This is a genomic window from Streptomyces sp. Q2 (assembly GCF_056820935.1).
In genome coordinates, this window is sequence record NZ_JBXEJE010000031.1 from 113,385 (window position 1) to 124,520 (window position 11,136).

Sequence of the window (11,136 nt, forward strand, 5' to 3'; positions counted from 1 at the left end):
TGGTCACACTGGCGCAGACGCCACCAGGCAACAGCCCGGCGCAGCCACTACCGACGACGGACCACCAGCGAACCCACTGGGTAGATCACGAAACCGCACTGGAGTACTGACCGGCGTCCAACGGCCTTTCGAAGAAGGTCTCCAGAACCACCGTCGCCTGTGTCCCGCTGACCCCGTCGATGGCGTAAAGGCGACGCAGCACGTCCTGGAGCCGCTCGGTGGTCGCCGNCGGACCACCAGCGAACCCACTGGGTAGATCACGAAACCGCACTGGAGTACTGACCGGCGTCCAACGGCCTTTCGAAGAAGGTCTCCAGAACCACCGTCGCCTGTGTCCCGCTGACCCCGTCGATGGCGTAAAGGCGACGCAGCACGTCCTGGAGCCGCTCGGTGGTCGCCGTGCGCACCTTCACCAGGACGGCAGCGCTGCCCGCGATGACATGCGCCTCCTGGATCTCCGGGACGGCGGCGAAGTCCGCGGCCCGGTCACCCATCCACGACGTCGAGTCGACGAGCACGAAGGCCAGGACCCCGCGGTCGAGCGCCGCGGGATCGACGTCGACCGTCGTGGCCCGGATGACCCCCTGTTCGCGCAGCTTGCGCACCCGCTCGTGTGCGGCACCCGCCGACAGGCCGACCGCCTTGCCCAGTACGGCGTACGGCCGGGTGGCGTCCCGCTGGAGCAACGCGATCAGCTGACGATCGATGGCATCCACTGATTTCATATGTCGACCATATATGGTTCGGCATCAGGGGTGTTACGTTGAACGACATCCTGATCAATCCTGCTGGGAGGATGCCATGCGCGCCGACGGCCTGTACGAGACTCTGGACGAGCGTTTCCGCACCGGAGGCTGCGCGAACGGCGACAGCAGGCTGGAGGTCCTGTACGACGGCTGCCGCTGGGCCGAGGGTCCGCTGTACCTCCCCGCATGGCGCCAGCTGATCTGGAGCGACATCCCGAACGACCGCATCCTGCGCTGGGACGAGCCCACCGGCACGGTGGGTGTCTTCCGCACCCCGGCCGGCCACAGCAACGGCAACACCCTCGACCCGCGGGGCCGCCTGGTCACCTGCGAGCAGGGCAACCGCCGCGTCACCCGCACCGAGCCCGACGGAACGGTGACCGTCCTCGCCGATCGCTACGACGGCAAGCGGCTCAACAGCCCCAACGACTCCGTCGTCCGCTCCGACGGCACCATCTGGTTCTCCGACCCGGACTTCGGCATCACCAGCGACTACGAGGGCCACCGAGCCGAGTCCGAGATCGGGGCGTGCAACGTGTACCGCATCGACCCCGCCACACAGGAAGTGCACCTCGCCGCCGACGGGTTCGCCGGCCCGAACGGCGTCATCCTGTCCCTCGACGAGAAGCAGCTGTACGTCTCCGACTCGCGTGCCGCCCGGATCCACGTGTTCGACATCCGCGAGGACGACACGCTCTCCGACGGGAGGGTCTTCGCCGAGGGCCGTGGGGACGTCCACTTCGACAACATCCGCTTCGACGACGAGGGCCGGCTGTGGGCCGCCGCCCTGGACGACGGCGTCCACTGCTACGACCCCGACGGCACCCTCATCGGCCGGCTGCGCCTGCCCGAGACGGTCTCCAACATCGCCTTCGGCGGCCGGAAAAACAACCGCCTGTTCATCACGGCCACCACCTCCCTCTACTCGCTGATGATGTCGGTGACCGGGGCGCCACGCCTGTAGGCCGTCGCCTTCCCGCATGCGGCGAGCGGCTGGACGGCCAACCCGCGGCGATCGGCCGGCTCGTCGACCGTGCCCGTCAGAGGCCGAACTCCTGGGGGGACAGGCCGAGTGCCGAACACGCCTCACGCAGGATCTGCTCCTCGGCCGGCGCGACGTATCCGTCCGCACCCGCGACGACGAAGCCGGTCTGGATGACCGCCCTGGCCTCCGTCGGCTTCTTCGCCGCCTTGGCGACCTCCTGCAGTGCCTCGGCCTTGCCCTGCGGGAAGTTGAGCGCCAGCTGGTCGACGTGCTTGTTGAAGCGCTGCCGCAGCTGCTCGGACGGGAAGTTCTGCAGCACGTCGTTGTTCAGGATCAGCGACTCCACATGCTGCCGCTCGGCCGGGTCGACATGCCCGTCGGCGGCGGCGACCAGGGCGCACATGGCCATGCTGGCGTCTCGATAGGCGCCGCTCTTCAGCTCGGTCTTGAGGGAGGTGAGCTGGGACTTGAGCGTGTTCACCAGCTGCGCTTTCGATCCCCCGGAGGACCCTGCACCCGACCGCCCGTGTCCGCCGGCGCCCCGCGTCCCCTGCGCCTGCTGCTGCAGACCCTTGGCCTGGTCCTTGAGCCGATCCCACATCGCCATCTGTACTACCTCTGCTTCGCCCGTGTCGTTCCGGTCGTCCGCGCGCGTTCCGCGGCTCCTCCTGCCAACTCCTCACACCTCCTTGAAGTTCCATCGTCGGCCGACCCTCGCGCGAATGCGGGGAACCGTGTTGCCCAACGAGGCGAACGCGCCAGGCAGGGCGGGAAGGTGGCGCAATCCGGTGTTGCGGCTTCGCCTCCCCGCGCGCAGCCTGACCATTGTGGGAGCGCTCCCACTCGCGCCACCGCGCAACACATCCCGCACAACACACTCCACACATCCCCCCACTCGGAAAGAGGGAGATCATGAATTGTCATGATCGCGACAGGAAAGCCGCTGCACGTCTGACGCTCTCCCTGAGCATGCTCGCCGCGGTGCTGCTCTGCCTGATCCCCTGGAGCGGCACGGCGCTCGCCCACGGCTCGGTCGTCGACCCGGCGTCCCGCAACTACGGCTGCTGGCTCCGCTGGGGCAGTGACTTCCAGAACCCGGCCATGGCGCAGGAAGACCCCATGTGCTGGCAGGCATGGCAGGACAACCCGAACGCCATGTGGAACTGGAACGGCCTGTACCGCAACGGCTCCGCCGGTGACTTCCAGGCGGTCGTCCCCGACGGCCAGCTGTGCAGCGGCGGCCGGACCGAGGGCGGCCGTTACAACTCCCTGGACACCGTGGGCGCATGGAAGACGACAGATGTCGTCGGCAGTGACTTCACCGTGCAGCTGTACGACCAGGCCAGCCACGGCGCCGACTACTTCCTGGTCTACGTCACCCGGCAGGGCTTCGACCCCACCACCCAGCCGTTGACCTGGAGCGACCTGCAACTCGTCGCCCGGACAGGCAAGTACGCGCCCAGCCAGAACTACTCGATCGACGTGAGTACCTCGGGTCTCAGCGGCCGCCACGTCGTCTACGCGATCTGGCAGGCCTCGCACATGGACCAGACGTACTTCCTGTGCAGCGACGTCAACTTCCGTTGACCTCAGCAGGGTTGTCGCCCGCTACGGGCTCCCGCCGGAGACACCGCGCCGGCGGGGGGCCGTAGCCTCCCCGGAGGCCCGGAGGCCCGGAGGCCCGGAGGCCCGGAGGCCCGGACGGCAAAGCGGATCGCGGAGCAGCGGTGGGCGGTATCTCGGCGTGGTTCAGATCGCCAGGACCGCGCGCACCATCTTGCCGCCCCCGCGGACGGGGGCAACGTCGAAACCTTGGGCCAGGTACCGGACCATGGCCAGTCCTCGCCCGCTTTCGCCCCAGTCGGTCAACGGCCGCACGCGGGGCGGCTCCGGGTTGTCGTCGTAGACCTCGACGGTCACCCGCTCGTCGGACACCTGCAGGCGCAGGCGGCAGGCGCCGCGGCCGTGCAGGGTGGCGTTGGCGACCAACTCGGACACGATCAGTGTCGCGTCGTCGATCTGCCCGGCGTCCACCCGTGCCATCCGGGGGCGGGAGCGCGTGAGGAACGCGGAGGTCAGCTTCCGCGCCCTTCCGGCCGACTCGGCACTGTCGGGCAGCAGATACTCCACTCGCACGGAACGCCGATGGGTACGCCGATGCGTACGCATGGCGGATCACTTCCCCTCCTGGGCCACCCGGCACCCCCGCGGCCTTGGCCGCTCGCCGGCGCCGCGGCATGTCTTGCGCGGCTGGTCCTGCCCACTCCTGATGCCCCGTGCCGGTGATCGGCAACCCGAAGGCCGTCGGGCGAGTCGACAGCGCCCGCTCCGATGGGTGCGCCCCGCATGCCGCGCGACCGGCGACGGTCACACGATGACGACCTCGCCCCCCGCCCGTCGGCAGAGGTCAAGGGTGTCCGGATCGGCGCCGCCCGTCGTGATCACGACGTCGACATCAGCGAGCGAACAGATGCGCAGCGAGCCCGTGCCCGGGAACTTCGCCTCGGACGCGACCAGGACGACCCGGTCGGCCGCCTCGATCATGGCCTGCTTGATCGGCGCCTCGACGGCCATGTCGTCCACGACGTGTCCGTTGGCGCGGACGCCTGTGCAGCTGAGCATCACCAGGTCGGCGCTGACCTGACGCAGTGCCGTCTCGGTCAGCGAGCCGACGAAGGACTGGTAGTTGCGGCGCAGGACCCCGCCCAGCAGGATCAGCCGGACCGCCTCGTCGTCCCGCAGTTCGTCCACCACGGCCAGGTTGCTGGTGATGACGGTGACGGGCCGGCCCTTCAGCCGGCGGGCGATCCGCTGGGTGCTGGTACCGATGTCCAGCACGATCACGCTCTCGTCCGGCACGAGCGCCGCGGCGCGCTCGGCCATGGCCTCCTTCATGGACCCGTCGTGGGACGCCGAGACGTCGAAGGGTTCCTCGTCGGCCGGTGCGCGCAGGGACGGCGCCGCGCCTCCGTAGGTGCGGATCAACTCGCCGTTCCGGTCCAGCAGCTTCAGGTCCCGGCGGATCGTCGACTCGCTGACCTGGAGACGCTCCGCCAGGTCCCGCACGGAGGCCACTCCGGTCGAGCGGACGGTCTCGACGATCCGTGCGTGTCGGTTGCTCGAAGTCACGGAGAGAGCCTACCCGGATGACTGACTTCGGTCATCGAGTCCGGGGCACAGGCTTGTTACTGACCGACTCTTGTCATGACATGGCCTGCACGCTCATAGTTGAGCAGCGTCCGCTTGTCCCCCTACTCCTTAGGAGCGTCTGGGATGGTGCGACAGTTGCGAAGAGCCAGGGCCTCGGTGGCGGCGTTCGCCCTGGGTGCGACGCTGGTGCTGGTGGCGGGTGCGCTGCCCGCGCAGGCGAGTACGCCGAGCACGTCGAGTGCACCGGGAGCAGCAGTGAACGCGCGCGACAGGGCCACTGCGGCCGTCGAGGCGATGATGGGGTTCTACGACGAGGACACCGGCCGCTGGGATCCGCAAGCGCCGTGGTGGCAGTCGGGCAACGCGCTCCAGGCACTGCTCGACTACACGGCGAAGACCCGGTCCAGGACGTACCTGCGGCAGATCGACCACACCATCGAGCAACAGCGCAAGCCCCTGCCCTGGTGGCCGGAGGGCGGCGGCGAGTTCCGGGCCGACTCCACGGACGACACCGGCTGGTGGGGCCTCTCCATGACCAGCGTGTACGACCTGACGCGCGATCAGCGGTACCTGGAGATCGCGAAGCTCGACGAGGCGTACATGTACAAGTACTGGGACGACGTCTGCGGCGGCGGCATCTGGTGGGACATCCCGGCCGCGACCTACAAGAACGCCATCAGCGTCGAGCTGTACATCAAGCTCGCGGCGGCCCTGCACAACCGGATCCCCGGCGACACCGTCTACCTGTCGCGCGCGCTCACCGCATGGAAGTGGCTCAAAAACAGCAGCATGATCAACGGCGACAACCTGGTCAACGACGGTCTGAACACCCAGGGCGGCGGCTGCGCCAACAACGGTGGCATCACCTGGACGTACAACCAGGGAGTCGTGCTCGGCGGACTCGCCGAGCTGTACCGGGCCACCGGCGACCGGGGACTGCTCAGGGACGCACGGAAGATCACCGACGCCGTGATCGGCAGCCCCCTGCTGTCGCCCAAGGGGATCCTGACGGAGCCGTGCGAGGCGACCCACACCTGCGGGTCCGACGGGACGGCGTTCAAGGGGATCTTCGCCCGCAATCTCGGCGAACTCGACGCCCTGCTGCCGGGCCGCCCCTACCGGAGCTACCTTCTCACCCAGGCCCGCTCCGCCTACCAGTACGCTCGCAACGGCTCCGATCAGTACGGGATGAGCTGGGCCGGTCCCTTCGACCAGGCGAGCATCGGCAGGCAGGAGTCCGCCGTGTCGCTGCTCGTCTCTGTCCTCTGACTCGAATCCTGGCAGGGGTGAGCCGCGCGGCCCGTGTGGTGCCGCGCGGCTCCCTTGTGCGGTCAATCAGCTGCAGCGCGGCGGCAGTTCGGCGTTCCGGAAACGCGCGACCGGCCCTGCGGCATGGGCCTCAATACGGGCGGTCGCCCGCGATGGCGACCCGTTCCGCGACCCGCCGGTGCGGCGCGTAGTCGTTCACCGCGTAGTGCTGGGTTGCCCGGTTGTCCCAGAACGCGATGTCGCCGGGCTGCCACCGGAAGCGCACCTGGTACTCCGGTACGTGGGCCTGCTGCGTGAGGAAGCGCAGCAACCGGTCGCTCTCCTCGCGTTCCATGCCGGTGATCCGGGTGGTGAACGAGGTGTTGACGAAGAGCAGCCGCCGTCCCGTCTCCGGGTGGGTGCGCACCACCGGGTGTTCCACCGGCGGAAAGACGGACTGGAGCGGTATGAGTCGCTCCGGAGGATAGAAGCGGGCGAAGCCGGGGATGAAGTCGTGCACGGCGGTGGCGCCGTCGACGCGGTCCTTCACCTCCTGCGGCAGGTTGTCGTAGGCGGCGGCCATGTCCGCCCACATGGTGTCCCCGCCGAACGGCGGCACCTCGTGCAACTGGAGCACGGCGCCGAGCGCCGGCCGCTCCCGGAAGGTCACGTCGGCGTGCCAGACGTTCTCGAACGTGGGCGTGGCGCCACCGCCTTTGTCGAAGCGGACGACCTCCTCGCTCGACCCCTGGGCGAGCAGCGGGTTGGTTTCCAAGGCCCCCCACTGCCGGGCGAAGTCACGCAGTTGCGCGGAGGTCAGCCGCCGGCCGCGGAAGAAGAGCACCTTCCACTCCAGCAGCGCGCGGTTCAGCTCCTCGCGCACCTCGTCCCCCAACGGCCGGGCGAGGCTGAGGCCCTGGATCTCGGCCCCGATCGTGCATCCCTGTGGCACGAGCTCGAAACGCTCGTAGGGGCGCTCTTCCCCTCCCTCGGGCAGTCGGCGCAGCACACGCGCACCCTCGTACATCCCGTCCTCGGGTACGCGCGCCTCGCGCAGCGTGGGCTGCGGTCCGGTGTTCACGGCAGTCATCGAATCCCTCTCCTCGTACGCGTTCCGCGCGGCGGACGGCAGGTGCCCCGAGGCGCGTGGACTCGCGTCGCGAACGGAGAAGTCCGTGACGCAGTGCGGACCTGTACCGGCAGTCATCCGGAGCATGAGGAAGGAAGATGACCGGCCCGGCCCGGGCTGCCGCACGCGGCGAGCACACGGCTCGGCGGCAGCCCGCTAGCGGCCTGAGCGCTCGCACCCGGTCCGATCCGGGACGCGCGGCAGCCCCGTCGTGTCGAACCAGTGTCCGGTCATGGCGACGATTGTGTGAGTGGTGTTGTGCGCTGTCAACGGGGCGTTGGGGCGCGGTGCAACCCGCGGGTTGCACCTTCCGACTCGACGTGCAACTCTGGAGTTGCACAGCCGATGACGGAAATGAAGGAGTTCGCTCATGAGCGAGGACCGGATCGAACGCGAAACCCTGATCGCGGCACCCCTGGAGCGGGTCTGGTCGCTGGTGGCCCAGCCCGGGTTCTGGGTGGCCGACAAGGCGAGCCTGCCCGGCACCGTGGCGAAGGAAGGCGAATCGATGGTGGCGAAGAACGCCGAGCACGGGGACTTCCCGGTGCGCGTGGAGAAGGTCGAGCCGCCGACGTACCTGGCGTACCGCTGGACCAGCGCGTTCCCCGGAGAGGAACTGCGCGAGGACAACAGCACCCTCGTCGAGTTCACGCTGACCCCGGAAGGCGACGGGACGCGGCTTCGCGTCGTGGAGAGCGGCTTCGAGGCACTGGCCGGGTCCGCGGAGCTGCGCAGCCAGAACCTGAAGGACCACACGCAGGGCTGGCCGCTGGAGCTGGACGCGCTCAAGTCGCGCGCCGAACAGCCCTCCGCGTGACACCGGAGCAGCGCGACACCGGCGAGGCGGTCGACAGCGTTCTCGCCGCACTCGCCGACCCGACCCGACGCCAACTGCTCGACCTGCTCGCCGCGCGGGGCGAGGCCACCGCGACGACGCTCGCCGAACCCCTCCCCGTCTCACGGCAGGCAGTGGTCAAGCACCTCGCCGTCCTGGACGCCGCCGGCCTGGTGTCCGGCAGCCGGGTGGGACGCGAGGTGCGCTACGCGGTCCGGCCCGCGGCGCTGGACGCGACGGCGCGGTGGATGGCCTCGCTCGCGGCCGACTGGGACCGGCGCCTGGCGAACATCAAACGCGTCGCCGAGGCGGCGGAACGAGACGCGGGCTCGGCGGGGCCTGGCTGACGGGACGAGGGCTCGGCGGGGCCTGCGTTCGGCGGGGCCTGGCTTACGGGGCCTGCGCTCGGCGGGACCCGACTGACGGTATGCACGACGGGGCCTGATTGACGGGACCTTCGCTCGGCGGGCCCCGACCGACGGGATCTGCGCTCGGCGGGCCCCGACCGACGGGATCTGCGCTCGGCAGGCCCCGACCGACGGGACCTTCGCTCGGCAGGCCCCAACCGACGGGACCTGCGCTCGGCAGGCCCCGACCCACGGGACCTTCGCTCGACAGGACCCGCGCTCGGCGAAACCCGACTGATGGGACGCACCACGGGACCCGACTGACGGGACCCGCACTCGGCAAAACCCGACTGACGGACCCGCGCTCTGCAGGGCCCGGCCGTAAGGAGCAGGCCATGGACACGACACCACTGCGCAGTGCCTACGCCGGACTGCTCGACGTGGCGGCCGACGCCGGGCTCGGCGACGCGGCGGACGGGGGATGGAACGCGGACCAGGTACTGGCCCATCTCCTCAGCGTCGACGCCGCGACCGCGGCGGTCGCTCTCGGCGTCGTCGCCGGCTCGCGCCCCACCTTCGACAACCGGATCTGCCTCGACCCATGGAATCTCGACCGGATCATCGCCGAGCACACGGGGAGGGCGGACCTGATCGGCCACGTCCGAAGCCAGGCCGCCCTCCTGTGCGACATCGCCGATCAGCTCAACGAGAAAGCCGCCTCGGTTCTGGTGCCGTCGCTCCTCCTGTCCAACGGGGCGCTCGTGCTGGACCAGCCGATTCCCCTCGCGGCCCTCATCGACGGCCTCGCCACGGACCACGTGCCAGGGCATACCCAACAGCTCCTGGACCTTCGCGTCGCCGTCCCCGAGCGCACCTGAGCAAGGCGGTCAGTCCGCTTCGGTCGCCCGCGAAGTCCCTGACACGCCGGACGAGTTCAGTGCGTGGTCGATGAAGCGCTGGGCGATCGGCGGCAGGGCGCGGGAGTTCAGCCAGGCGATCCCGATGTCCCGGGCGCCGCGTACGTCGGTGATCTCCAGGTAGCGGATCGGGGAGTCCGCGGTCGCCGTGACGTCCGGGGACGAGGGGATCAGGGACACGCCGAGGCCCGCGGCGACCAGGCCGCGCAAGGTCTCCACCTCCTCGCCCTCGAAGCCGACGAGCGGGGTGAAGCCGGCGTCGCGGCAGAGCGTCTCGGCGATGTCGCGCAGCCCGTATCCGGCCTTGAGAAGGATGAACCGCTCCTCGGCCACCTCGGCCAGGCGGGCCCGGCGGCGCCTGGCCAGGCGGTGACCGGCGGGAACGGCCAGCCGTAGTGGCTCCACCAGGAGACGCCGCCATGTGATCAGCGGGTGCGCGGGCTCGCTGCTGGTGATGATCAGGTCCGCGGTGGCGTCGAGGAGGTGACGGGTCAGTCCGTTCTCGCCGTCCTGGTGCAGTTCGAACTGGGCCTGCGGGAGGGCCTGCCGGAATTCCGTGACCAGCCGGGGAACCAGCCAGGTGCCCAGCGTGTGGAGAAAGGCCAGCGACACCACACCCCCGTCGGGGTCGACCATCTCGGCCACGGCCCGCCGGCCCCGGTCGTAGCCGGCGAGCACCGCGTCGACGTACTCCTTGAACACCCGACCGGCAGGGGTGAGACGCAGGACGCGCCCGACGCGTTGGAGGAGTTCGGCGCCGACCTCGTCCTCGAGCCGGTTCAGGGCCCGTGACAGGGCGGGCTGGGTGATGCGGGCGTCGGCCGCGGCGTCCGTCACCGTCGTTCCCTCTGCCACGGCCTGGAAGGAGCGCAGTACCTCAAGGTCCATCCGGCCATTCTCCCCGTTTATGGGTCAGCAAGAATCCGGGCCGCACCGGCATGGATCACCGACCGCACGGGCGGGAGGCAACCCGCCCGCCCGTGCCGACCGTTCCGGCTTGCCTAGCGGTTCGTGGCCGCCGTGCCCGCCACCGCCTGTGCGGTCACCTCGTCGCAGAGCCGCTCCGCCGCCGTGATCACGGCCTCCAGATCGGCAGGTGACCGGCCGGGGCGGGCCGGTTCGCCGCGGGCTTGGGCCACGGCCCGCCGCGCGTCGGCCAGCTGGTGGTACGCCGCACGGCGCAGCGACTGCCGCTGGACCGGGCCCGATTCCGGGGCGACGTCGCGGTAGCGGCGGGCGGCGGCGACGGCCGCCTCGGTCTGCGCCTCGGCCCGGTGCGCCGCGGAGTCGGGCCACACCGCGAAGTGCGCGACGAGCACCAGCGCGGAGGCCAGAGCGGTGTCCAGAATGCGCGTGCCGTACAGCGGCCGGTCGTCGCCGAGCAGATCGAGAAGCACGAACACGACCGCGGTCAGACCCAGCGTGGCGAGCGCGTAGTGATGCCGCACGCCGACGGCCATCAGCGCACCGAAGACGGCCACGACGCCGATCACGGTGTAGGCGCCGGGCGCCGCCAGGGACACCGCCCCGATGGCGGCCACGCCGACGACCGTGCCGACGCAGCGGTGCAGTGCCCGGGTGAAGACCGGGCCGAAGTCGGGCTTGTAGACGAAGGCCACCGTCATGGGGAGCCAGTAACCGCGGGGGCCGTGCAGCGCCTCGGCGAGCAGATGGGCGGCGAGCACGCAGCCGGTCAGCAGCGTGACGTAGCGCAGGCGCGCCGCCGGCCCGGGCCACGAGTGCGCCGGCAGGCGCAGCGCCGGATCGGCGGCGCCGGCT

Annotated in this window: 13 protein-coding genes; 6 read left to right on the forward strand and 7 right to left on the reverse strand. The window is 70.2% G+C overall.

The window, feature by feature from the left end:
• Nucleotides 1-257: 257 nt before the first annotated feature.
• A complete protein-coding gene (locus ACWBNA_RS31620; RefSeq protein WP_482707952.1) occupies nt 258-716 on the reverse strand; it encodes an Lrp/AsnC family transcriptional regulator in 459 nt (152 codons plus the stop codon).
• Between the two features lie 85 nt (nt 717-801).
• Between ACWBNA_RS31620 and ACWBNA_RS31625 the strand changes: the two genes are divergently transcribed.
• Nucleotides 802-1,710: an SMP-30/gluconolactonase/LRE family protein gene (locus ACWBNA_RS31625; protein ID WP_482707932.1), complete on the forward strand. Its 909-nt coding sequence runs from the start codon at nt 802-804 to the stop codon at nt 1,708-1,710.
• A gap of 76 nt (nt 1,711-1,786) precedes the next feature.
• Here the strand turns inward: ACWBNA_RS31625 and ACWBNA_RS31630 are convergent, their stop codons facing one another.
• Nucleotides 1,787-2,338 carry a tellurite resistance TerB family protein gene (locus ACWBNA_RS31630; RefSeq protein ID WP_482707933.1) on the reverse strand — a complete coding sequence of 184 codons (552 nt, stop codon included), beginning with the start codon at nt 2,336-2,338 and terminating at the stop codon, nt 1,787-1,789.
• Nucleotides 2,339-2,643: 305 nt separating this feature from the next.
• On the opposite strand from ACWBNA_RS31630, the gene ACWBNA_RS31635 reads away from it, so the two are divergent.
• Complete coding sequence (locus tag ACWBNA_RS31635) at nt 2,644-3,318, forward strand: lytic polysaccharide monooxygenase auxiliary activity family 9 protein (RefSeq protein ID WP_482707934.1); 675 nt, start codon at nt 2,644-2,646, stop codon at nt 3,316-3,318.
• Nucleotides 3,319-3,480: 162 nt separating this feature from the next.
• On the opposite strand, the gene ACWBNA_RS31640 is transcribed toward ACWBNA_RS31635, so the two are convergent.
• Together ACWBNA_RS31640 and ACWBNA_RS31645 are read right to left on the reverse strand one after the other, a co-directional pair.
• Nucleotides 3,481-3,867 carry an ATP-binding protein gene (locus tag ACWBNA_RS31640; protein WP_482707935.1) on the reverse strand — a complete coding sequence of 129 codons (387 nt, stop codon included), beginning with the start codon at nt 3,865-3,867 and terminating at the stop codon, nt 3,481-3,483.
• Between the two features lie 231 nt (nt 3,868-4,098).
• Complete coding sequence (locus ACWBNA_RS31645) at nt 4,099-4,860, reverse strand: DeoR/GlpR family DNA-binding transcription regulator (protein WP_482707936.1); 762 nt, start codon at nt 4,858-4,860, stop codon at nt 4,099-4,101.
• A 144-nt stretch (nt 4,861-5,004) separates the two neighbouring features.
• On the opposite strand from ACWBNA_RS31645, the gene ACWBNA_RS31650 reads away from it, so the two are divergent.
• Nucleotides 5,005-6,150: a glycoside hydrolase family 76 protein gene (locus tag ACWBNA_RS31650; RefSeq protein WP_482707937.1), complete on the forward strand. Its 1,146-nt coding sequence runs from the start codon at nt 5,005-5,007 to the stop codon at nt 6,148-6,150.
• Nucleotides 6,151-6,280: 130 nt separating this feature from the next.
• On the opposite strand, the gene ACWBNA_RS31655 is transcribed toward ACWBNA_RS31650, so the two are convergent.
• A complete protein-coding gene (locus tag ACWBNA_RS31655; RefSeq protein WP_482707938.1) occupies nt 6,281-7,219 on the reverse strand; it encodes a TauD/TfdA dioxygenase family protein in 939 nt (312 codons plus the stop codon).
• Nucleotides 7,220-7,628: 409 nt separating this feature from the next.
• Between ACWBNA_RS31655 and ACWBNA_RS31660 the strand changes: the two genes are divergently transcribed.
• The 3 genes from ACWBNA_RS31660 to ACWBNA_RS31670 all read left to right on the forward strand — a co-directional run bounded on the left by ACWBNA_RS31660 (nt 7,629) and on the right by ACWBNA_RS31670 (nt 9,318).
• Complete coding sequence (locus tag ACWBNA_RS31660; RefSeq protein WP_482707939.1) at nt 7,629-8,075, forward strand: SRPBCC family protein; 447 nt, start codon at nt 7,629-7,631, stop codon at nt 8,073-8,075.
• Nucleotides 8,072-8,440: an ArsR/SmtB family transcription factor gene (locus ACWBNA_RS31665; RefSeq protein ID WP_482707940.1), complete on the forward strand. Its 369-nt coding sequence runs from the start codon at nt 8,072-8,074 to the stop codon at nt 8,438-8,440. The genes ACWBNA_RS31660 and ACWBNA_RS31665 overlap by 4 nt, the downstream gene beginning before the upstream one ends.
• A 395-nt stretch (nt 8,441-8,835) precedes the next feature.
• Nucleotides 8,836-9,318, forward strand: coding sequence for a hypothetical protein (locus ACWBNA_RS31670; RefSeq protein ID WP_482707941.1), 483 nt, complete (start codon nt 8,836-8,838; stop codon nt 9,316-9,318).
• Nucleotides 9,319-9,327: 9 nt separating this feature from the next.
• Here the strand turns inward: ACWBNA_RS31670 and ACWBNA_RS31675 are convergent, their stop codons facing one another.
• Together ACWBNA_RS31675 and ACWBNA_RS31680 are read right to left on the reverse strand one after the other, a co-directional pair.
• Nucleotides 9,328-10,245, reverse strand: a complete 918-nt coding sequence (locus ACWBNA_RS31675; RefSeq protein ID WP_482707942.1) for a LysR family transcriptional regulator — start codon at nt 10,243-10,245, stop codon at nt 9,328-9,330.
• Between the two features lie 113 nt (nt 10,246-10,358).
• A partial coding sequence (locus tag ACWBNA_RS31680; RefSeq protein WP_482707943.1) for an FUSC family protein occupies nt 10,359-11,136 on the reverse strand: 778 nt, incomplete at its 5' end.